General features: G+C 64.4%; 20 protein-coding genes. 12 read left to right on the plus strand and 8 right to left on the minus strand.

Annotation, left to right across the window (positions count from 1 at the left end; genetic code table 11):
* Positions 1-246: 246 nt before the first annotated feature.
* Both VH571_RS01705 and VH571_RS01710 read left to right on the plus strand, forming a co-directional pair.
* On the plus strand, positions 247-933 hold the full coding sequence (locus VH571_RS01705; protein WP_423263374.1) for an NADPH-dependent F420 reductase: 687 nt from the start codon (positions 247-249) through the stop codon (positions 931-933).
* Between the two features lie 1,230 nt (positions 934-2,163).
* Positions 2,164-2,835, plus strand: coding sequence for a hypothetical protein (locus VH571_RS01710; RefSeq protein WP_423263017.1), 672 nt, complete (start codon positions 2,164-2,166; stop codon positions 2,833-2,835).
* A 129-nt stretch (positions 2,836-2,964) separates the two neighbouring features.
* Here the strand turns inward: VH571_RS01710 and VH571_RS01715 are convergent, their stop codons facing one another.
* Complete coding sequence (locus tag VH571_RS01715; protein ID WP_423263018.1) at positions 2,965-3,552, minus strand: DUF1349 domain-containing protein; 588 nt, start codon at positions 3,550-3,552, stop codon at positions 2,965-2,967.
* Between the two features lie 141 nt (positions 3,553-3,693).
* Here VH571_RS01715 and VH571_RS01720 point away from each other — a divergent pair, with 141 nt between their 5' ends.
* The 4 genes from VH571_RS01720 (at position 3,694) to VH571_RS01735 (ending at position 8,892) form a co-directional block, all read left to right on the plus strand.
* Positions 3,694-5,535 (plus strand): phosphatase PAP2 family protein, encoded by a 1,842-nt coding sequence (locus VH571_RS01720; RefSeq protein WP_423263019.1) that lies wholly within the window; start codon positions 3,694-3,696, stop codon positions 5,533-5,535.
* A 98-nt stretch (positions 5,536-5,633) separates the two neighbouring features.
* Positions 5,634-6,329 carry a helix-turn-helix transcriptional regulator gene (locus VH571_RS01725; RefSeq protein ID WP_423263020.1) on the plus strand — a complete coding sequence of 232 codons (696 nt, stop codon included), beginning with the start codon at positions 5,634-5,636 and terminating at the stop codon, positions 6,327-6,329.
* A gap of 96 nt (positions 6,330-6,425) precedes the next feature.
* Positions 6,426-6,800, plus strand: a complete 375-nt coding sequence (locus VH571_RS01730; RefSeq protein ID WP_423263021.1) for a VOC family protein — start codon at positions 6,426-6,428, stop codon at positions 6,798-6,800.
* 304 nt (positions 6,801-7,104) lie between these two features.
* Positions 7,105-8,892, plus strand: coding sequence for an LPXTG cell wall anchor domain-containing protein (locus VH571_RS01735; RefSeq protein ID WP_423263022.1), 1,788 nt, complete (start codon positions 7,105-7,107; stop codon positions 8,890-8,892).
* 117 nt (positions 8,893-9,009) lie between these two features.
* Here VH571_RS01735 and VH571_RS01740 read toward each other — a convergent pair whose 3' ends face one another.
* Positions 9,010-10,257 (minus strand): MFS transporter, encoded by a 1,248-nt coding sequence (locus VH571_RS01740; RefSeq protein WP_423263023.1) that lies wholly within the window; start codon positions 10,255-10,257, stop codon positions 9,010-9,012.
* Positions 10,258-10,346: 89 nt separating this feature from the next.
* Positions 10,347-11,228, minus strand: coding sequence for an endonuclease/exonuclease/phosphatase family protein (locus VH571_RS01745; RefSeq protein ID WP_423263024.1), 882 nt, complete (start codon positions 11,226-11,228; stop codon positions 10,347-10,349).
* A 639-nt stretch (positions 11,229-11,867) separates the two neighbouring features.
* Here VH571_RS01745 and VH571_RS01750 point away from each other — a divergent pair.
* On the plus strand, positions 11,868-12,392 hold the full coding sequence (locus VH571_RS01750; RefSeq protein ID WP_423263025.1) for a DinB family protein: 525 nt from the start codon (positions 11,868-11,870) through the stop codon (positions 12,390-12,392).
* 133 nt (positions 12,393-12,525) lie between these two features.
* Here VH571_RS01750 and VH571_RS01755 read toward each other — a convergent pair whose 3' ends face one another.
* Positions 12,526-13,806 carry an FAD-dependent monooxygenase gene (locus VH571_RS01755; protein ID WP_423263026.1) on the minus strand — a complete coding sequence of 427 codons (1,281 nt, stop codon included), beginning with the start codon at positions 13,804-13,806 and terminating at the stop codon, positions 12,526-12,528.
* A 76-nt stretch (positions 13,807-13,882) separates the two neighbouring features.
* Here VH571_RS01755 and VH571_RS01760 point away from each other — a divergent pair, with 76 nt between their 5' ends.
* The 5 genes from VH571_RS01760 (at position 13,883) to VH571_RS01780 (ending at position 18,009) form a co-directional block, all read left to right on the plus strand.
* On the plus strand, positions 13,883-14,476 hold the full coding sequence (locus VH571_RS01760; RefSeq protein WP_423263027.1) for a TetR family transcriptional regulator: 594 nt from the start codon (positions 13,883-13,885) through the stop codon (positions 14,474-14,476).
* 118 nt (positions 14,477-14,594) lie between these two features.
* Complete coding sequence (locus VH571_RS01765) at positions 14,595-15,491, plus strand: arginase family protein (protein ID WP_423263028.1); 897 nt, start codon at positions 14,595-14,597, stop codon at positions 15,489-15,491.
* 552 nt (positions 15,492-16,043) lie between these two features.
* Positions 16,044-16,541 (plus strand): GNAT family N-acetyltransferase, encoded by a 498-nt coding sequence (locus VH571_RS01770; RefSeq protein WP_423263029.1) that lies wholly within the window; start codon positions 16,044-16,046, stop codon positions 16,539-16,541.
* Positions 16,542-16,600: 59 nt separating this feature from the next.
* The gene (locus VH571_RS01775; RefSeq protein ID WP_423263030.1) at positions 16,601-17,254 is read left to right on the plus strand and encodes an RNA polymerase sigma factor; all 654 of its coding nucleotides are present in this window, start codon (positions 16,601-16,603) and stop codon (positions 17,252-17,254) included.
* Positions 17,251-18,009, plus strand: a complete 759-nt coding sequence (locus tag VH571_RS01780) for a hypothetical protein (protein ID WP_423263031.1) — start codon at positions 17,251-17,253, stop codon at positions 18,007-18,009. The genes VH571_RS01775 and VH571_RS01780 overlap by 4 nt, the downstream gene beginning before the upstream one ends.
* A gap of 71 nt (positions 18,010-18,080) precedes the next feature.
* On the opposite strand, the gene VH571_RS01785 is transcribed toward VH571_RS01780, so the two are convergent.
* The 4 genes from VH571_RS01785 to VH571_RS01800 all read right to left on the minus strand — a co-directional run bounded on the left by VH571_RS01785 (position 18,081) and on the right by VH571_RS01800 (position 20,840).
* Positions 18,081-18,629 (minus strand): GNAT family N-acetyltransferase, encoded by a 549-nt coding sequence (locus tag VH571_RS01785; RefSeq protein ID WP_423263032.1) that lies wholly within the window; start codon positions 18,627-18,629, stop codon positions 18,081-18,083.
* Positions 18,630-18,745: 116 nt separating this feature from the next.
* A complete protein-coding gene (locus tag VH571_RS01790) occupies positions 18,746-19,276 on the minus strand; it encodes a VanZ family protein (protein ID WP_423263033.1) in 531 nt (176 codons plus the stop codon).
* A gap of 222 nt (positions 19,277-19,498) precedes the next feature.
* Positions 19,499-19,855 (minus strand): hypothetical protein, encoded by a 357-nt coding sequence (locus tag VH571_RS01795; RefSeq protein ID WP_423263034.1) that lies wholly within the window; start codon positions 19,853-19,855, stop codon positions 19,499-19,501.
* 268 nt (positions 19,856-20,123) lie between these two features.
* A complete protein-coding gene (locus VH571_RS01800; protein ID WP_423263035.1) occupies positions 20,124-20,840 on the minus strand; it encodes a TetR/AcrR family transcriptional regulator C-terminal domain-containing protein in 717 nt (238 codons plus the stop codon).
* Between the last annotated feature and the right edge of the window lie 218 nt (positions 20,841-21,058).

Below are 21,058 nucleotides of genomic sequence, written 5' to 3' on the forward strand. Positions count from 1 at the left end.
GAAGGATCCGAGCCCCCGTCCGTCATGGATCGGGGTCGACTGCCCATCCCTGCCGATAGAGGTCAGGTGGCGGCGGCTGCAGGCTGGGCAGCCCGAGTGGCGTAGTGCAGCGCCGTGCATGCTCTCCGAGCCGAGAATCGGCCGGAGTCGTCGTCCGCTCCGGGACGACTCGAGCCAACCTAGGCGTCAAGGTCGCGGGGAGCAAGCCGAGGCGCTGGGAATCCCCTGGGTCGACAGTCTCAGCGAATTCCCACATCCGCAAGGACTAAAGCACGCCGGGAGGCGGTTAGGTTGCGCATGACAACAATCGGAATCATCGGAGCAGGTTTTATCGGCAGCCAGGTCGCGCGAGCGGCGATCACTGCGGGATATGACGTCGTGATCAGCAATTCCCGCGGACCGGAGACCCTCAGCGACCTCGTCGCCGAGCTCGGCCCGAAGGCCACCGCCGCCACCTCAAAGGAGGCCGGTGCAGCTGGCGACTTCGTCGTCGTCACCGTTCCCCTCAAGGCCTACGAGGCCGTTCCCGTCGAGGAGCTGGCCGGAAAAATCGTCATCGACACGAACAACTACTACTTCGAGCGCGACGGTCACATCGCAGCTCTCGACGAGGGCAAAGACACCGTCAGTGAGATGCTGCAGCGCCACCTTCCGACCAGCCGCGTCGCCAAGGGCTTCAACCACATCAAGGCCGACGACATCACGACCGACGGCAAGCCCGCCGGCACGCCCGACCGCCGAGCACTCGCCACGTCGAGCGACTTCGACGACGCGAGCGCCCTGGTCGAGAAGCTCTACGACGAGATCGGCTTCGACACCGTCAACGTCGGCCCGCTGAAAGACAGCTGGCGTGTCGAGCGCGACCAGCCCGCCTACGTGATCGCTCAGACCAAGCAGGAGCTCATCGACAACCTGGCCAAGGCCACCCGCTAACCCCGAGCACCACCAAGGATCCGCGGAATCCCGATCGAGCCACCGTTCACGGCGGCCCGGTCGCGATTCCACTTGGGCGAGTAGCGTCCAGCGAGTCGAAGGCGTTAATCGACGTCTTCATTGGCCGGTGTTGCTTGCATCCCTGCCCGTGAAGCTTTGTGCAACAACATCGGCATCTCTAGAGGGGCACGGGAGCGGAGAAATCCGCACCCGTGCCCCTCTTCATCTCCGGTCTTCGTTCAGGCGACGCCGACTTCACGCGCCGGCAGCGCGAGGAAATCGGTATAAGTGAAATCCGCTTGAGGCGACGAGACAGAATGCGCACCGAGAGGGGCGTCGAGGCTTGCCGGGGCAGTCGTGTCTAGGGAGTGGCGGCGACGTTTGGGGTAGGCCGCAATTCGAATCGGCGTAGCTCCAGGATGAGCGAGATAGAGACTCATAGCGAGACAGCCCGCGCGATTCGGATACCCGCCCTCAATGAGCGGGCGGTGCCGACCGTCGAGACGGCGAATGAAACTCGTGCGTGCGTGCGCCCCCTGTGGCCAAGGGCATGGAGACATGACATCGTTCATCTCGATTCCGGCGGCCTGCACCACCTGAGGGAACATTTACTCGTGGGCTCTGCCGTGAATCAGGGCCCTGGCGCCACCGTGAATTGGCGCCTAGTGAGCATTATTGGGCCACCCTCCGACAACGCCCAAAAAACCCCGGGGAGACTGCGCTTTTTGACTTGCCGCGCTCACCGCAGCTCTGCTGGCGCGGATGTGAGTGCGGGCCTCCTCGCCCGGGCGAGGAGACCCGCGGCCATCCCCGAGAAGAAACCGGATCAGTGGAATCTCCCGAGCCGTGGCCTTCGCCGGTTACCAACCAGCACGCCCATGGTTGCTCCTCGAAGGCGTTCAGGAGCATGACTGCGCATTCTGTCCCTGTCGGTGCTCATCTCTTCGATCTGAAATTCCTTCGGAATCAACACACATGCGGGCAAGGAAACCCGGGCCGGTCTACATTTATCGCCACTCCGGTCGAGTACTCCTCCTGGAGCGGGTTGTACCCCTTTCGGGCAACTCACGACGGGGTGGCACCGGTTCGGGTCCGTGCCACCCCGTCATCACGCTTCGGCACGCGTCAGCTTCGCTTCGCGCAAGGGAGCACTAACAGTCGGCTCACGCGACCGCCCAGATTGTGTCAGACAGCCGCTGTCTCAACCTGGCGACGCCGCACAATGGTCGTGTGGATCCTCTCGAAACGCTCGAACATTTCCGTCTGAACCCTGAGCCCAACAAGGTCGACGCCTTCTACGACAAAGAGCTCGCCTCTGCGCTCCATAAAGCGGGAGCGCGCCTCAGCCGCGATCACCTTGACGAGGTACTGCACCTGGTCGCACGAGACCGGCCCTTCGTGATCCCAGAAATCTTTCGCAAGAAAGACCTACCCGTCGCGCACACGCCGCTCTTAAACGGGTTAGACCGCGAAAATTACCTCGCCTGGACCCCGTATTTTCTTCGCGAAGCCCTTCGTCGTCACCGCGTTGTTGAAGCTAGCTCGATCTACAACGACATCGCCCGCTACACCAGCGTTCCCGGTGCTCTCAAGCGGTTATCCGACATTGTGAGCAGGCACGTGGTCGATGCAGCCCTCTTGGAAGCCATCCAGCTGTCCATCGAACGCCCTGGCCGCCTGCCACAGTGGCCCGAGGGCGGTGTGCACTACCCGATCATGTGTGTCTGGCTTGCGATCGACGGGTCTCCGCGGTCACTGGAGTCGCTGCGCAGTTACCGTGCGATCCTCGCAGCATCCGACAGCGCCGTGGCTGGGCGCGTCTCCGAGATCGTGAATGAGTACGCTGCGAACGACGCGACCCGGACCGTTGCGCACGAATTCACTCTTGGAAAGCGCGAGTAGAAGCGAAATCGCCATCGAAGCCGCTGACCTCGTCGCCGGAGACGATCGGCTAGCGGATGGCGCGATGGGGCTTGCCTGGATTGCCGCCGCGGCAATCCAAAAGAGCAGCCCCCAGCCAGCTTCCGCCGGTCAGTCGCCCGGGTGCAGGCTCGTGTCTGCGGGCCCGGTCCGCCAAGACGTGAAGTGGACGGTGAGGTCATCCCGCGACGGGGCGCAGCACATCGGACCTGCCGTGACCAAAGCGTCGGGGTCGAGGGGTGCGACCCGCACGAGGCGCCAGTGCTCGTCGTCGACCCGGGCACGGATGGTCACTGCGTCTCCGGAGCGGCTGGCGCGAATGGTGACGACGCGACCGTGCCAGCCGGGGACGGGCGCGAGCGACCAATCCGAGACGCCGCGCGTGACCACGGCGCCGAGGTTGTCTTCACCGTCGCTTCGTTCCACGCCCGCTTTGATCCAGGTGCTGTCGTCGACCTTGACGAAGATGCCTGCCTGGTCGAACTGCGCCGAGAAATCGAGACGGAACGACACTTCCATTGCGGTGCCGGGAGCGAACGGCTCCAGGAGGGCGTGCTCGGTGTCGTGCACGAAGCCGTACGAAGTGATGCGCCAGGCGTCGCTCTCTTCGATAGCGGTGACGTGCATCCCGTCGTCCGCGACGACGACGCGTGCGGGCGAGTTCGTCCAGGTGCCGGAGTTCCAGTCGATGTCGGTCATGACGTCAACGTAGCGGCTGTCTCGGTAGCGGACAGGGCGACAGCGGTTCACGCGTGTGCCACTTCCGGTTCACGAGCCTCGGCCACGCTTTCGCTGCGTGTCGCCGCACCGGGTGACCGCGCTTCGAATGGAGAGAAAGCCATGCGCCCCTTCCCGATCGCTGTTCCACGACGTCGAGCCCGAACGATGCTGGGCGTCCTGGCAGTGGCGTGCACCGCGTCCTTGATCGCTCCCGTGGGAGCCTCCGCGGCGACACCGCGGACCGCGCCGCGGCCAGGCGCCTATGGGTACTTCGTCGACACCTACAAGACCAACACCCCTGCCGCCACCACACCGGAGACGAATGCTGCGATCGGGGTGCTGTCGCCGTTCGGGAACCTGTGGCGTCCGGGGCCCACATGGGACAGCGGGGTCGCTGTCGACGCCGCCGGGCAACGGATCCTTGACTCGAACATCGCGCAGGCAGCAAAGATCACGCAGACCCGCACGGATGCGCAGGGGCGCGAGGCGTACCTCATCGACCGACGCAACCAGAGCTACTCGGCCATCGCCGGTTTCGGTGACCTGTCTGGCGCCGTGACGACCGCGACGAACGCGGGCACCACGATACCCGACGATATCCCGGCGGACGCAACGACCAAGCAGTACGTCGACGAGGGCAATGCCAACGGCTCGTGGGCTGACGTCGACTCGGAGCTCGGTGACGTCGTGCAGCTGGTGAACACACTGCGGGGTGACTACTCCTCTGCGAGCAACGCGAAGAAGTACTACCAGTACCCGCGGCCGTATCGGCAGAGCTCCGATGTAAAGGTCCTCTGCCAGCTCGTGCCCGAAGAATCCCCGACACCCGCCACCGACGGAGGGTTCCCCAGCGGGCACACCAACGCCGGCTACCTGGCGACGCTGGCCTTCGCGTACGCGTACCCGCAGAAGTACACCGAGCTCCTTACCAACGGCTCGGAGATCGGCAACAGTCGTATCGTCGCAGGGATGCACTCGCCGCTGGACGTCATGGGAGGGCGGGTCCTTTCGACCGCGCTGGCTGCGGCGATCCTGAACGACCCGGCCAACACGGATCTCGAGCAGCAGGCACACCAGCAGGCGGAGAAGGTGCTCGCCGCCGCCACTCCGACCGCGGTCGATAAGTACTCCGACTACGCAGCGGACAAGGCGGACTACCGCAAGCGTTTGACGTACGGGTTCACGCAGTCCGGCAAGAAGACGATCCCCGCCACGGTGCCGAAGGGCGCCGAGGCGCTGCTGCGCACCCGCCTGCCGTACCTCAGCGACAAGCAGATTCGGGAAGTGCTCCGAACGACCGCACTGCCGTCGGGCTACCCGCTCCTCGACGACGCGGAAGGGTGGGGACGACTCGACCTCTTCTCGGCCGCTTCCGGCTACGGAGCCTTCGACGGCGCGGTAACGGTCTCGATGGACGCCGCCGAGAAGGGCCTGAACGCCGCCGACACCTGGCGCAACAACATCGGCGGAACCGGGTCGCTCACCAAGCGGGGCACCGGCACCCTCGCCCTCGCCGGCACGAACCGCTACACCGGTAGCACCACCGTCCGCGGTGGAACCTTGGCTGCGGACGCCGCTGACTCGCTCGGCAAAGGTTCTGTGACGACCGTCTCCGGCACGCTCGCAGACGCCAGCACGAAGACGATTCACATCGGCGGCAACCTCACGCAGCGCTCGGACGCCACACTCTCGCTGGGCGTCGACGGGCCGAAGCCAGCCCTGCGCGTCGCCGGGACCGCCTCGCTCGGGGGGAAGCTGGTGGTGCATATGACCAAGGGCAAGGCCGTAGCGAACGACATCGTCTTGATCGCGGCCGACCGGATCGCGAAGGGAACGAGCTTCCGCACGGTCCGCGTCACCGGCCTGCCCGCCGGGTACAAGCCCGTGCTGGAACGCCACGGCAAGGTACTTCACCTGGTCAACGCCAACGCGAAGAAACACGGTCACGGCCACCGAGCCTGAAGCGGAAGGGGTCGCGCGCCCCTGATCGAGAGAACCGCGCGCCTACGCGCGGAACCATTCGACGTGGGAGAGAAAGAGATCTGTCGGATGATGGGTCAATGAATCGGACTGATCGTCTGTACGGCATCGTGGAGGAGTTGCGGGCGTTCTCACCGCGGCCGCGAAGTGCGCGTCGCCTTGCGGAACGGTTCGAGGTATCGGTCCGCACTATTGAGCGAGACCTCTCCGCGCTGCAGCAATCGGGTCTTCCGATCTGGGCGGAACCTGGCCGGACTGGTGGGTTCGTCATCGACGCGTCAGCGACGCTCGGCCCCGCCGGGTTCACGTTGGATGAGGCCCTTGCGGTGATGGTCGGGCTCGCGACGCTCGGTCACAGTCCGTTTCGGCAAGCTGCCCACACTGCTGCCCGAAAAATGCTGGCGGTCATGCCGAAAGAGGACGCGTCACGTGCCAGAAGACTCGCTTCACGGGTGCATTTCCTGGAGAGCGAGAACGACGCGGTTGTACCGGCTGAGTTTGCGGCGGCCCTTCGCAGCGACCGTGTTGTGAAGCTTCGATACCAGGCCGCCAGCGGTGCGGATTCCACCCGAAGCGTTGAACCGTTGGGGGCGATCGAAAAGGACGGGCAGTGGTACTTGATTGCCTGGTGCCGACTTCGCGAGGGCGTGCGAGCGTTTCGGGGAGACCGGATGCTCTTGATCGAGGTGACCGACGAGCGGCCCCCGCGGCGCACCCTTCGATCCGAGGACCTTTCGATAGCTTACGGACGGCTACGGCCCGTCATGGACGACTGATCCGAGGCGCAAGACGTTCGGAAACACCGACAGGACGGTGTCGCGAAGACCGGTGAAGCTGAAGCCTTCACCTCATCAACACCTCTGAAGGAACCTATGCCGTTCGCATCCATCCGCATCATCACCGACAACCTCGACGACCTCGTTGCTTTCTACGAGCAGGTCACCGGCCAACGGGCGGAGCGTCCCGCACCAGTGTTCGCGCAGTTCAGCGGCCCGGCTGCGAACCTCGCGATTGCCGGTGCCGCCACCGTCGCGATGCTCGACGGAGCACTGACCCCTGCGACGAACCGATCCGTGTTCATCGAGTTCGAAGTTGCGGACGTCGACGTCGACTTCGCCGCCCTCCAGCTCAAGGCCGAGGACGTAGTCCTTGAACCGACAACGATGCCGTGGGGCAACCGCTCCGCGCTGGTTCGCGACCCCGACGGAAACGTCGTCAACCTGTTCAGCAAGCCCGTCGGGCAGTGAGGGGCGCCCGGTAGCCGATCGGCTACCGGTCAACGTGGACGAGGTGGTGGTGCTCTGGTGGTGACTCATCGACCCGGCGGCGGCGGTCGACGGCGGGCTAACACGTGATTGGGTTCGAGGCCCTGCTCTTCGGCGAGGAGCCCCGCGCCGCGGTGGTCATGGGCCGGCATCTTTCGTGGTGTCTCAGACTCGTTGCCGCGCCCGGTAGCACCGCTCGGTCAACCCCAGGTCAAGTGCTGTTCACCCGCTGCCGCTAACTCTGCTTGTCGGATCGCCGCCCGAGAGTCCCGATATCGGAGTACCCATGAACACTCGCACCGTACTGACCTGCGTTGCCGTCACTGCCCTCGCCTCGCTGATGCTCGCGGTACCGGCACACGCCGACGAGGCCCCCTTCTACAGCAGCAAGCAGCCCTACATCGCCCCCAGCCAGTCGGACATCGACGCCTACTCGCCTGCACCGACAGGCTACGCACCCGTCGCTACGGAGTCCGTCGCCCGACACGGATCTCGGGGGCTCTCCGCATACAAGTACGACGCGCTGCTGCACCGTCTCGCTGTGACCGCGCAAGCCGAGAACGGGTTCCTGACGCCGGAGATCGGGAGAAAGTTCTCCGCGAACCTGGATGCCATCACAGCGGCGAACGTCGCGAACGGCTACGGCATGCTCACCGGTCAGGGCGCTGCCCAGCACCGAGGCATCGGAGCGCGAGCCGCGCAGCGCAACGCGCCGCTGTTCGCAGATGCGGCGAAGTCGGGCGGGCGTGTTGTCGCCGAGACATCGGTCGAGCCTCGCGCCACGGAGTCAGGCGAAAACTTCTTGAAGGGATTCGGGATCGCGGGTGTCAAGCTCGAACCGCGCCCTGATCTGCTCTACTTCCACGAGGTCGAGAACCCGGACGGCACCGACAAGGCCGAGGGGTCACCCGAGCGCGAGCGCGCCCAGGCGTACGAGGACTACATCGCCGATCAGACCGGCGACGGCGGCACGATCGCAGCGGCCTTGCAGTACATCGAGGCAAGGCCGCGATCGGTCGAGGCGGCGGACGACTTGCTCTCCGGCATCTTCACGCCCCAGTTCATCGCCGCGATCGGCACGGACAAGGCACACATCTGGTACAACACCGCCGACGGTACCAAGGGCGGCGAGGTGACGTGCGCGCCCGGCGCCGACACGAAGGCCGATCCCGATGCCTGCGGTGATCCGAAGAAGTCCATCAAGAGCACCGTCGATGCGGCGATGGCGTTGTACAACCTCGACATCATCGCGGCCGACATGCACGAGGAGAACGTCGCTCCCCACGAGTTCGACTTCACGCAGTACTTCGCAGGGCGGCCGGCCGATGCCGAGTGGTTCGCCTACTTGCTCGACGCCGAGGACTTCTATGAGAAGGGCCCGAGCCTTGCCGGGCATGACGAGACGTACTCGGTCGCCAAGCCCCTGCTCGACGACTTCTTCGCGACGATCGACGCCCGCGTCGCTGGCGGCGACGTGGTCGCGACCTTCCGCTTCGCGCACGCCGAGACGATCATCCCGTTCGCTGCGCTGCTGCGTCTTCCAGGATCCACCGTTGCCGCGCCCGACAACGCTGCTCCGGCATCGGACACCGACGTGTTCGAGTACGCCACCAACCCGTGGCGAGGCTCCCAGGTGACGCCGATGGCTGCGAACGTGCAGTGGGACGTCGTGTCGCGAGCGGGCATCGACCCCGCCACCGGAGCGGCCTACACGCCGCTCGTCCGCATGCTCTACAACGAGCGAGAGATCGCGTTCGCCGCCGGATGCCGTGCGGTCGCCGCAGGGTCGAACTGGGTCAAGGAGACCGAGCTAAAGCACTGCCTCACCGGCACGGCGATGACCGAGAGCCCGCTGATTGCTGCAGCCACGCCAGGACCGACCGCGACGCCATCCCCGACCCCGACCGTGACACCAGCGACTCAGGGCGCCGGCACACCGACGACCCCGGCAACTAGCATGCTGGCCGCGACCGGAGCGCAGTCGCCGTTTGGACCGGCATTGCTCGCGACACTGCTCCTCCTTGCCGGTACCGGAACTCTGGTGCTGCGTCGCCGGCGTCGTCACACCGAGTGACCCCGATGCGGAGGAGCGGCCTCTCGATGCCGCCCCTCCGCCTCTTCGCGCTGGCCTGATACAGCCATCGGCCAACCGACCAACAACGATAAAAAACGGCGGTGGATAGGGAATTCTCTAGAGAACAGCGTTCGTCCTGAGGGGTGAGCAGATCGCCACGACGACGGCGACAGCGAACACGAGGGTCACCGCGAGCAGCGCGACGCCATCCCCAGCGACGGTCATCAGAGCGCCGCCACTCACTGCTCCCGCAGCCGCAAGAGTTCTGTTCGCGCTACGCATCGTGCCGTTCATCCGGCCGAGAAGCGCATCGGGTGTGACGGTCTGACGGAGGCTCATTTCGTTCGCGTTCTCACAGCCCGCAGCAGCGCCGTGCACAGCGAACGCGACAAACAAGGCCACGACAGTCGCCAGCGATGCTGCGACGCCGAGGGTAACGGTCGTGAGCGTTATGGCCGCCCACGCGATCGGGTACGCGGCTCGAGCGGCGATGATCGTCCGGCCTGCACCGAAGCGGGCTCCGAGGCGCGGCGCCGCCGTGGCGCCGAGGAGCATCGCGACGCCGCTGACGGCGAGGATGCCCCCGTACACGGCCGCTGGGAGCGCGAGAGTGCGGAGCGCGAGTGTCGCGAAGATCGTCATTCCGGCGGCATTGGCGAAGAACCAAAAATGTGTCGACAGCGCCAGTGGTGCGAGCACCGCATGACCGTACGTCCACCGCAGACCATCAGCGATATCGCTCCGCAGCCGCGCACCCGCCACACGTGCTGCCTTCTGCTCAACAACGTGGACCCGGGCAAGAAGGACAGCGTCAACGAAGTAGCTCACCGCGTCGAACGCTATAGCCACTGGAGCAGTCACCACGCCGACCAGGACACCTCCGAGAGCTGGGCCCACCGTCTGCGCTGCCGCATCACTCTGATCCACCCGCGCATTGGCTGCCAGGAGGAGCGAGCGGGGCACGATCCGAGGAAGGAGGGACTGCGTCGCGGCAAAACCCACAACGGACAAGATGCCGAAGACGAACAACACCGCCGCCGTCACCCAAAGGTTCAAGAGCCCGGTCAACCAAAGCACCGGAATCGCGCCCAGACACACGCCACGACCGACACTCGCCCAAATCAGCAGTGGCTTTCGTCGGAATCGATCGACGTAGGCGCCGACGATCAGACCGAACAATGCATACGGCAGGAACTGGGCAGCGTTCACCAACCCCACCTCGAACGGGCTAGCGTGCAGCACCGTCACCACGAGAACCGGCACGGCCACCGCGCTCACCGCCGATCCGAACGACGAGACGGTCGCGGCAGACCAGTACGGGCGGAACCCGGGCACTCGACTCAGCGTGATCTCGTCGTCGCCCATGCGCCAACGCTGGCAAACCGCGACGCTGCGAGCAAGACAGGTCGCACCCGGCCTCCTTGTCTCGGTAGCCGATCGGCTATTAAGACGATTTACGAGCCCTTGGGATCGAGTACGGCGACGATGGGCCGGTGGTCAGAACCCTTGGCTGCCTGACTGTCGAGCACCGCAAAGGCGACGGGCTCCCAGTCAGCCCCGACGAAGGTGTGGTCGATGGCTGCACCGAGAGAAGCAGGCAGCGCTGCCGGCCAGGTTCCCGTTGACTGGATCCCCAGGGAGGACGCGGCGTCCTGACAGTGGCCGAGCCGGTCTCCGTCTAGATTCGCGACGGTGGCGTTGAAGTCACCGACGGCAACGATGTTGCGCCGGTCGGTGCACTCTTGTTTCACCCAAGCAAGGTGATCCTGCCAGGCGCTCGAATCGAGCAGTGATGGTCGCTGCAGATGCGCCACCAACATGGCCGGGGCAGCGGGATCATCGGACGTCGCGACAAACCCCGCCCAAGCGGGCGTCCTTTCCTTATCAACGACGGAGTAGCTGCCTAAGCGGCTGGAGATCAGCAACGTTGCCGAAGAGGAATCGGTCCCGACGATCTGCATGTTGTGCCGCTGAGCGAGCTCGGCCAGCGTCCCCTCCGCGATGCCGGTGAAGTACTCGGGCAGGGCGACCACGTTAGCCTGCTCCGAGTCCATGAGCTCGCCCAGATGTTGCGCCGTCACGTCTTGCTGGTTCGTATTCCACGACAGGATTCGAAGCTGACCTGCCTTCGTGGAAGCACTCGCTGCTGTTGTAGCCGGCGCCTGCCTGTCGGCAGTCGAACCGATGCCGAGTCCGGCGCTGACCATCAGCACGATAAGCCCCGCGGCCGTGACGATCCGGAGGTGAGCTCTGGCCACGAGGACGACCACCGCGGCCGAGACGAGGGCGACCCCGAAAAACGCAAGCTGCGGGAACGCGGCTATGACGAACAGCAACGGGACCGTGGACCCGGTCCGCGACGCCACCAGAACGGCACCCGTGACTACGGCAGCAACAGCCACCACTACCCACGCCAGCACCCGCCGCACACTGCCCCCGTCGTCACCGAGAGCATGGCACACAGCAGACATCTCAAAAAAGGGGCACCAGCCCGACTGGCGAGGGGCATGAGAATCGATCGCGACATCACACCCTTGGCATCGCCCGGCTGAGCACTGATCGTCTGATCGGGTGGACGTGGCTCTCCGTCGCAGCGGTCTGGTTCTTCACAATCGTGCAAGCTGTCGTCGCGATACAACTCGTCGAACATCACATCGTCCCCCCGTTCTTGATCAACGGCACGGTCCACCTAAGCCACTTATGACCACCCGCACGCGTCGCGCACTTGCGTCCGGTTCGAACGATCGTGTGCGTCGAGCCCATCCCCGTAGCTGCGCGAGTGGAGACGTCTCGGTAGGTCGGGTCAGTACGGAATGAATGTCGGTCGGGGATCGGCCACCGGGCGCTAAACACGCTTCCGCGCGGGCTCGCCGGCACCATCCCGGCGTGCTCGCCACTAGGCCCCATCTGATTTTGTTTGGAACAGCGGTGGTTTGCGGATTGCGATTTACGAGCAATCCGCAGAGTCTGGGGCGATGACCGATCTGCTTAACAGCCTGCTGTCAACCCTGGATGAGCAGCGCCGTCGTGTCCTGCAGACACTCGATGGACTACCCGACGAAGCAATGACAGGATCCATGGTTCCCTCGGGTTGGGCACCACTTGGTGTGATCCGTCATCTGACCATCGACGTCGAACAATTCTGGTTCCAGGGGGTCGTCGCCGGTGAAGCACTCGACCTGCCCACTGACGACGATGTGTGGCACCCGACGCCGTGGCCCGCCCGACAACTCGTCGTCAACGAGTACCAAGTAGCGGCCGCACGCTCCGATGACATCATCCGTGCCACGCCGCTCGACACACTCCCCCCGACGCAAGCACTTTCCGCCTACCCATGGGCCCCCAGGCGGAGCGTGTTGGCGACGGTACTGCACGTCATCACGGAGACGGCCGCGCATGCCGGCCACCTCGACATTGCACGCGAGCTCATCGATGGCCGTCAAAACCTCGTCCTCACGGAGTTCACGTGGCCTGACACCCAAGGGCTGGATCGGAGCTAACTAGGCGCAGTACCCCGGTGGCGCCGGCTCTCACCTAGTCGGGATTCGGATTCTGATCGTCGTGCAGGTAACCATCGCGATGGTTGCCCTGTTCCTCCGCCAAGCCGTTGACGACGTCTCACCAGGCGGTCGGCTACCGGGCGAGGTCTGCAGGACTGTGTTGCGCCGACGGTTCAGCCGATGCTTGCTCATAGCCCGGCAGAGCCCACGCACCACCTCGATCCGTCGTGGCTCGTGCCGCAATGCGTTCGGGGATGCGGAGGGCGCAGGCCACGGAGAACGCCGCCTGGAGCGCAGCGACAGCGATTCTCCGTCGCGGGAACCCGAACGCCAGCAGACGAGGTTTTACGGCAGCCTGGATCTCGTCGACGAAGGGGCGAAGCGTCGAGTCGTACCGACCGAGGGCCGCTTCCAAGTCATCGGGTGTGGCGTTAATCTCACCCGCGAGGACGTACGCCCCGACGAGCCCACCGGAGATGCCCATACCGCTATAGGGCGAGGCGCAGTGCGCAGCATCCCCGAGCAGTACAACGCGACCCTTCGACCAGGTGCCGGTGCGGACCTGCAACACCTCCTGCGAGTAAAAAAATGGCGCCTCTTTCATACCGTCGATGAACCGCTGCGTCTGCCAACCGGCATTCCGGAAGCGGTCGCCCCAGAACCGCTGTTGGTCCTCGATCGGCGCGCGGTGGATCGCGGAGGCCTCAGTCGATGAGTCGCGGACGATGAAATACGCCTGCGTCTCGGCCGCGTTGTGGCTGCGCCGCATGATCTGCCGGCCACCCGACGCGGCGTAGGTCTCTCTCATGTCGCTGTCGGAAGCGACTCGGGGCACGAACCAGTACGCCATGTGCAGACCGGTCCGCCAATAAACGTCCGCTCCCTCAGGGAGGATGGCCCGTCGGATCCTGGATCCTTGACCGTCAGCTCCCACGAGCAAATCAAAGGTCTCCTCGGAGCCATCGGAGAAATGGGCGGTGACTTTGTCCTGTTTCTGGTCGAACGCGTCGACCGTCAGCCCGAACCGGTACTCGACGTCCTCTCGCGTAGCGTCGTAGAGGATACGGACGAGGTCGCCGCGCATGATCTCGAACTCGGAAGTGAGCGTCTGCTTGCCCTGACCCGACGTGTTCGCCATGATCGCCCCGAGCCGTCGTCCCGACCTGCTCACGAACGCGACCCCCGGCTCGGCCACCAGGTGAGCCTTGACCTCTTCGAGCAGGCCCATGGCGGTGATCGACTCAATGCCCTGCCCTCGCAGGTCGACCTGCGCACCCGTCGCCCGAAGCGCCGGGAACCGCTCCGCCACCGTGACCCGGTGACCAGCTCGCGCCAACCAGAACGCCAGCGCAGGACCGGCGACTCCGCCGCCTGCGATGAGTACCTTCAACGACTTCTTCTTTTCCGCGACCATGACGCTGCTTCCATTTCTCTATCAGTGATAGTTACCGTTCTCGGAGTGTGCGCCTATCGGTGATAGATTGTCAAGCATGGCGAAGATCGATCGAGCTGCAGTGGTTTGGGAAGCGTTGGAGCTGCTCGATGAAGTGGGTCTGGATGGGGTCAGTACCCGTGCCGTTGCTCGGCGACTCGGGGTGGAGCAGCCGTCCCTGTACTGGCACTTCAAGAACAAGCAGGAGCTCCTGGCAGCCATGGCGGCGGCGGCGCTGCAGCGGCACGACGAGCTTCCGTTGCCGCAGGTGGGCGACGACTGGAAGTCGTGGTTCCTGGAGAACTACCGGAGTTTCCGCGGCGCCCTCCTGGCACATCGCGACGGGGCACGCCTCCATGCCGGCTCCGTCCCTGATGGCGCTTCCAGGGAACGGCTTTTACAGAAGTTCGCGTTCCTCATCGAGGCTGGCGTGGCCGAGCAGGATGCAATCACGGGGATGCTCGCTGCAAGCAGGTTCACCGTTGGCAGCGCCCTTGAGCAACAGGCGGACCCTGACGCGGACGAGGCCTCACCAGAAGTGGTCGAGCAGCCCGTTGCCCCAACACACGAACAAGCCTTTGAGGCGGGCCTCCTAATGCTGCTCACCGGTCTCGAAGGCTTTCCCGCTACCGCTACAACTAAACGACTCTGACGCACCTCAGCTCACCGGGAACACCGGCACCACTCGCCACTTGTAGTTCAGTGTCTCGATGGCCGATCCCCATTCAGGACGGCAACCGTGATGCTACGGGCTCTGCCACGCTGAGTATGTGATCGCGATCCTTTCCGCCCCAAGCAATCTCGGGCTTCGCCCGCCCGAGCCCGGCAGCACACCAGGCGCCTCTAAGGCACCCGAGGCACTTCGTGAGGCCGGGCTGATGGCGGAGCTGACAGGGGCAGGCGCGCTAGACGCCGGCGTCGTGCTCGCCGGCCGCTACGTCGACGACGACCTGACCCGACCCTCCGGCGTCGTCCGCAACCAGGAGGCGATGATCGACCACTCTCGTCGCCTCGCGAGACGCATCACCGCCCTGCTCGACACAGGCGACATCCCTCTCGTCCTCGGCGGGGACTGCAGCGTCCTTCTCGGCATCGGCCTGGCGACGTCTCCGCGAGACGGCATCGGTCTCGTCCACCTCGACGGTCACACCGACTTCCGTCACCCCGGTAACAGCCACGAATGCGCCAGCGTCGCCGGTGAGGACCTCGCGGCTGCGGTCGGACTGCACTGGTCCGCGATCGCCGACATCGACAACGCCGGTCCGTACTTCGACCCTCAGCACACCGTGCACGTCGGCCACCGTCAAGACGACGAGGAGGCAGCAGAGGCCGCCCGCCTCCTCGGCCTCGTGGTCTCAGCCAAGGAGGCGCAGGCCAGGACACCAGGACAGCTTGCTTCAGATGTCCGCGCAGTCGCCGGCACCCGCTACTGGCTGCAGGTCGATGTCGACATTCTGGACCCGAGCGTGATGCCGGCGGTCGACAGCCCCGATCCCGGCGGCCTCACCGCGGCAGAATTGACAGCCCTTTTGCATCACCTTGCACCTCACGCGATCGGGATCTCGATCACTGTCTTCGACCCCGATCTCGACCCGGCCGGCGACTACGCCAGGACTTTGACCGACATCCTCACTACCGGTCTCGACCAGCTCACCCGGAACGCTTGACCGAGTCCGCCGGACGATCGCTAAATGGGATGGTTCGGCTTCGTCGTACCCTCGGCGTCATGGAGAACTTCGTGCGGTACCAAAGCGCCGTGCCTAACCGGCACGGTCGCTACCCTGGGGTGTTCGCACTTGCCAATGGGCTGCGTGACCACGCCATATTGACCGCAGAGGACGCGGAGTGGCACCAGGAAGCGAATCTTCGCGCAACCACGGAGTACATCGATCCGTCGAGCGTTGACCCTGACTGCTACGACCAGAGCCGCAACCCCGGGGCACGGGCTTGGTTCTCCGTCGATGCCGTCGATGCCCTCGCCATGACCATCCCGTACCTCGACCTCCTGGACCGGTACGACGTCCCCTGGGTGCAGCTCATCTCGCGGACCCCTGGCCGGATCATTTATAGCGATGCCGTTCAGGTCGTGGCAGTGCCTCATTCGTACTGTGACGACTGGCCCTTCCCAACGCCTCGATATCTAATCCCAACGGAAACAGCGAGCCGAGTGCCATCAGCTATGCGACCCGTCTCGCCGCGTGGATCGGTACAGTCAGAACATGGGCGTGCGTGATTCAGCTACCGCCGTGATCCGGTCAGCAACCATCGAAGACGCGGCAAGCATTGCCCGCGTGCACGCTACCTCCTGGCGTGAAACCTATGGGCGGTTGGTAGACGACCCAGATACCAGCCCGTGGTTCGACGTCGGCAGGCGCGTCAGCATGTGGTCCTCGAACCTTGAGGACCAGACCCTCAGGACTGCGGTAGCCGTGACAGGAGCCGGTGTGATCGGCTTCGCCGCGGTCCGGACCACCATGAAAGAACCGGATGCCGTCCGGCCAGAGGAGCTGAGCATGCTCTACGTGCTCGAGTGCGCGCACGGAAGTGGCACAGGACAAGCGTTACTGGATGCTGTGCTTGGTCAACGTCCGGCGTCGCTGTGGGTCGCGGCTGCCAACCCGCGCGCCCACTCGTTCTACCGACGAAACGGCTTCGCTGCCGACGGTGCTACCTCGAGCTTCGGCCCGATCGGAACGACGGTCCGACTGATCCGCTGAAAGATGGCCTGTCGGACAGAATCTGGACGGTCCTGGAGGCCGATTGTTAGTGCGCCGTATTGCATGACGCGGAGGTGCAACACGGCGGGGGGTTCGCGACACTTCTGGGTATGGGAGTAAAAAGCACGGACGATTCGCTGTGGCAGCGGAGTCTCAACGGTGACAGCGACGCCTTCGGGTCGCTGTTCATCGAACATCGTGACCGTGTCTACCGCCACGCCTACCGATTGACGAGTGCCGTTCAAGATGCGGAAGATGTCACCGCGACGGCGTTCCTTGAGCTTTGGCGTCGCCGGGAGTCGGTCCGAACCGTCAATGGGTCGGTCCTCGCCTGGCTTCTCGTGACGGCGACGAACACCGCTCGTAACGTCACCCGGAAAACCGCGCGGCATGACCAGCTCCTTCGCACGCTCCCGCGAACTGAACCAGCGCCGGGTGCCGATCGTCAGCACGAAGACGCCAGCCTCGTCGCCTCACTGGATCCGGCCTTGCTCGCGGAAATGCGCAACCTGCCTCCCCAGGACCTCACGCTGCTCACACTCGTGACGTACGAGGGACTGACCGTGGCCGCGGCAGCAAGAGAGCTCGGGCTCACTGAGACCGGTGCCCGAACGCGGCTGCATCGCGCGCGCGTCCGCCTCAGACGCCATCCGAGCCTGAACCCCACACTCACCGCTGCTGCCGCCAGCAACATCGAAGGGACTACCCCTTGACTCCCACGCTCGACCCAGTTTTCGCCGATGCGGTGGAAGCTGCCCTCCGCAACGAAGTGGATGCGGCCCGCGGGGCGCCTCGCCCGTGGTGGCGACGGCATCGCAAGCTCGCGATCGCACTTCCCCTTGCCGCTCTAGCTCTCGGCGGGGCATCCGCGGCCACAGCTGCAGTCCTCGGCGCACCGGGGAGTGTCGTCATCACGACGCACGGCACACCGATCATCGAAACGCATGCGGGGTCAGCAACGGTCACCCTCGACGCCTTACCCCGAGGGGCTTCAACAGTGGAGGTGGAGATTGGTTGCCTCAGCCGAGGCACAGTCACCGTAGTAGGGCTGACGACCATCACCTGCGACCAATCGCTCGTTGATGCTGCCCGCACGCACGGGGCTACCGAAGGCGGCAACATGGCGGCCGACCGAACGCACCTCGACGTGATTGCCACACCGGGCACACAGTGGGAGATCAGGATCGCCGCCACCGACGAGAACACGGTCCCGTGGGCGACGAACTCCCATGGCAAGACCTACGGCCTCCCCAACGAGCACGGCAGGCCAGACCTCATCGCCACAACCGGCACCGACCCACAAGGTAATGCGATCACCGGCTACACGCGTCGCGCAGACACACCGCAAGCCGCCCCCTCGCCATCCGCGGGAGCTCAGTCACCCTCGTCAACGACACAGGACATTCCCCTGTACGCCGTCGACGGGACCACACGGATCGGAACAGCCCACACAGCCGGGCAGAGCTAGCACGCGATAGCCGATCCTTCGCCCAATGACGAGTCTGCTCACTCAACTGGTTCGTCTTTTGGTAGCACCAGTCATTTGACGAGGTCTTCCCAGACAAACGTGGTCGTCTGACCTGTCTCCCAATCACGGCGGATGATCGCGTAGGCGACTGCTGCAAGCGGCTCCGCCCCTTCCACCGGCCACCCCTCGCGGTAGTGTGCCTCCTTCACCCAGCCTTCCCGAAGGAAAGTCTTCCGCATTGGAACATTGTCCTCACGCGTTTGACCCTCAAACCTGCGCACCTCCGGCATCGTAGAGAAGACATAATCTGCAGCGGCCCGAAGCGTCATAGCCGCAAGGCCTCGACCGCGGAAGGCCCCGTCCAAACGCAAGTCGAAGATCGGAACGGGCTCGGTGAGGTCTTCGAGGCGGAGGAATCCAATCCGGCCGAGCTCTGCGTGGTCGACCCAGAACGAGTCGTTGTCCTCGTCACGGTACTTCCCATCAGCGATCGCCTTCTCAACGGCCTCCCGCGTCAAGCGGGACAGAACATGAAAGGGGAACTCATTACTCGTCATGAAATTTACGAGCGCCTCACGGTCGGTGACGAACGGATCGAGGCGAGTAAGAGCAATAGACATGTCTTCACCGTAAAGGCCGCGCCCGCAGCCCGCAGTTCGTGCCAACACTCCCTGACAACCCGGTGCCGAGTCCGCTGACACGGGCGTCCGCTCCTAACGCATCCGGCACTTGCGGGCTACTTGAGAGGAACGGCAGTGACGTGACCTCCAGCGGATCCTCGAAAGCGACGCCGACGGCGGTCGGCGAAGACGATTACAGCAGCGACTAAAGCGGCCAGGACGGCTCCCACCGTGTTCATGAACCAGTCGTTCGTGTCGCACGCCCTCCCCAGGTTAGGCAGCAGCGACTGGATCAGCTCTAGTACCGCGGAGAAAGCCGACGCTGCCAACACAACCCTCGCGGGTCGCTTAATCAGGACTGCTAAGAAAAGAGTGGATGGAAATAAGAGTGCGACGTTGGCGAGAGTATCGATTCCCTGGAAGGGGATCGATAACTGAACCGTGCAGAAGGTCCCGTTACCACCGTCTCCAGACGGCGTCATCGTCAGGACCAAGACCCCCGCAAGACTGATTACCGAAAGCGCCACGAGAGCCCGCCGTGCCTGGAGGCGATGGCCAAGCCAACCAACAACTGACAGGAGGGCCAGAGCGACCCAGAAAAGCACACGAACCGCTGACGCATGGTTGACGAGAAATGTGGTTATCACTGAAGAATCTTCGCATCGTCGAGCCTCCCCAAAGCGGCACCCAGCAAGTGACTCCCTCCCATAAGCGAGGGGCTGCCGGACAACTTTTTACTCCGTATCCACACCGCGATTGACCAGAGCTCGGTGAGCAAAATCGTCGTTTCCCGTCCGATGCGCTCGCTTTGATGTTTGTGCGCCGCACCGCGCGTCGCAGGAAGCGGTGAATGAGTTCGAGCCGATCTGTCAACTCGCGATTAGAGCGATGACCAGCGACACAAATACAAGACATGACGTCAACACGGTTGCAACGATCGTCGTCGAACGTGACCGGTCCCGCGCACGCGTGCGCCGCCACGCTGTCACCGTGCACGCCACTGCAACCACGGCCAACGGTACGACGACATAGAAGCCACCGATCCGGGCGATCTCCCTGAACAGGTGCCCGTGACCGGCCGCCCCCTGGCTGGCGGCATAGATGAGCCCGCTGCCCAGCAGCGCGGCCACCCCCAGCACCGCGCCGATCAATGCTGCCGTAAGCCCCGTCGCGGCGACGACGATGCCTGATACTGCCCATGCAGAGCCGCGGCGTCGAGTCGACAAAGCCGACTGCTCACCCCATGCCGGGACCCGGCTCTCGCTCCCCCACGCCTGCATGACGCAACACTGCCATACCTCGAGCTCCCGACGGATTGGTTCCTGTCAGGGCCACCCGACGCCGAGCTTTAGCGGTGCAGGGGATGCCAATGTAAGGAGCGAGTATCCCCGGCGGGTGTGGCTGGGTTACTTGCGCACTCGCGCTCGCGGAGACGAGCCAGACCCACGATAGCGACGCGTGTTTCCCGCCAGTTCGTTATCAAATAAGGCGGTTTTACTGAGAAAGCTCGCGATCCAAGCGATCGAGGAGCGCTTCGAGAGAGACTTCGAATTCTTCGTCACTCCGGTCTTGACTCAACAGCACACGGAGGCGCTGGACTTCTGGTGCGACGTCGAGTGAGACATTCCCGTCGCCTTCCGGGATCGCAGCACCTCCCTCATCCAAGGGCTCTTCCGCGGGCCCAGCCTCAGCTCCTTTGACTACAGACTGCAGAAGGAGCTGGCCGAGGAGAAAGCTGCTGAACGCCCGATAGGCATCGACGGCTTGGGCGTCGGTGAAGCCGTTTTCGATCAAGGCCGAGAGAAACGTGTTGACCACTTTCACGCTCCGGAGGGGCGGCCGGAGCCACGGTGCCGCTGGGTGACGGGTTGCAACGAGTGGGAACGCCTTGGGATGCTCCGTCGCGATGCGACGCACCGCGTGAGCAACTGTTTGAAGGAACGCCTGCCAATGATCTCCCTCAGCCTCGTCGAGCTGAGACGTGAGGTCGCTCATCAGCGAGGCGACGATCCCTTCAAGCAGATCTTCCTTGCCATGAACGTACCGGTAGAGGGACATCGCTTCGACGCCGAGCTCCTGCGCGAGAGACCGCATCGATAACCCCTGCACACCCAGACGGTCAACCTGCCCGAGTGCGGTATCGACGATCAGGTCGCGACTGAGTTTCGCGGAGGCCGCGGCGATCCCGTTCGGCTTCTTCGAATTGTTCACGGCTAGTTCCCTCAGCAGATCTGCGGATTTTCGCTGACAACAGGGCTGGAGCCCCGGTCGCACCCGACCGCACAACACTAACTCGACTTACACTGTAAGGTCGCGGGAGGCTTACACCGTAAGTCCGCGACGGCCTCCCTCTTCGAGGAGACCGGCACAGCGAAAGGAACAGTTCCGTGACGTACTGCAAGGGCGGCCTCTGGAGGGCCATCGCCGGC

It is taken from the genome of Frondihabitans sp. 4ASC-45 (genome assembly GCF_049472575.1).
In the GTDB taxonomy this organism is placed as follows: domain Bacteria; phylum Actinomycetota; class Actinomycetes; order Actinomycetales; family Microbacteriaceae; genus Frondihabitans.

Coding starts and splice junctions, on each gene's coding strand:
- VH571_RS01715 (WP_423263018.1), bottom strand. CDS start 3,552: ATGACCGACATCGACTGGAACTCCGGCACCTGGACGAACTCGCCCGCA.
- VH571_RS01720 (WP_423263019.1), top strand. CDS start 3,694: ATGCGCCCCTTCCCGATCGCTGTTCCACGACGTCGAGCCCGAACGATG.
- VH571_RS01725 (WP_423263020.1), top strand. CDS start 5,634: ATGAATCGGACTGATCGTCTGTACGGCATCGTGGAGGAGTTGCGGGCG.
- VH571_RS01730 (WP_423263021.1), top strand. CDS start 6,426: ATGCCGTTCGCATCCATCCGCATCATCACCGACAACCTCGACGACCTC.
- VH571_RS01735 (WP_423263022.1), top strand. CDS start 7,105: ATGAACACTCGCACCGTACTGACCTGCGTTGCCGTCACTGCCCTCGCC.
- VH571_RS01740 (WP_423263023.1), bottom strand. CDS start 10,257: ATGGGCGACGACGAGATCACGCTGAGTCGAGTGCCCGGGTTCCGCCCG.
- VH571_RS01750 (WP_423263025.1), top strand. CDS start 11,868: ATGACCGATCTGCTTAACAGCCTGCTGTCAACCCTGGATGAGCAGCGC.
- VH571_RS01755 (WP_423263026.1), bottom strand. CDS start 13,806: ATGGTCGCGGAAAAGAAGAAGTCGTTGAAGGTACTCATCGCAGGCGGC.
- VH571_RS01760 (WP_423263027.1), top strand. CDS start 13,883: ATGGCGAAGATCGATCGAGCTGCAGTGGTTTGGGAAGCGTTGGAGCTG.
- VH571_RS01770 (WP_423263029.1), top strand. CDS start 16,044: ATGGGCGTGCGTGATTCAGCTACCGCCGTGATCCGGTCAGCAACCATC.
- VH571_RS01785 (WP_423263032.1), bottom strand. CDS start 18,629: ATGTCTATTGCTCTTACTCGCCTCGATCCGTTCGTCACCGACCGTGAG.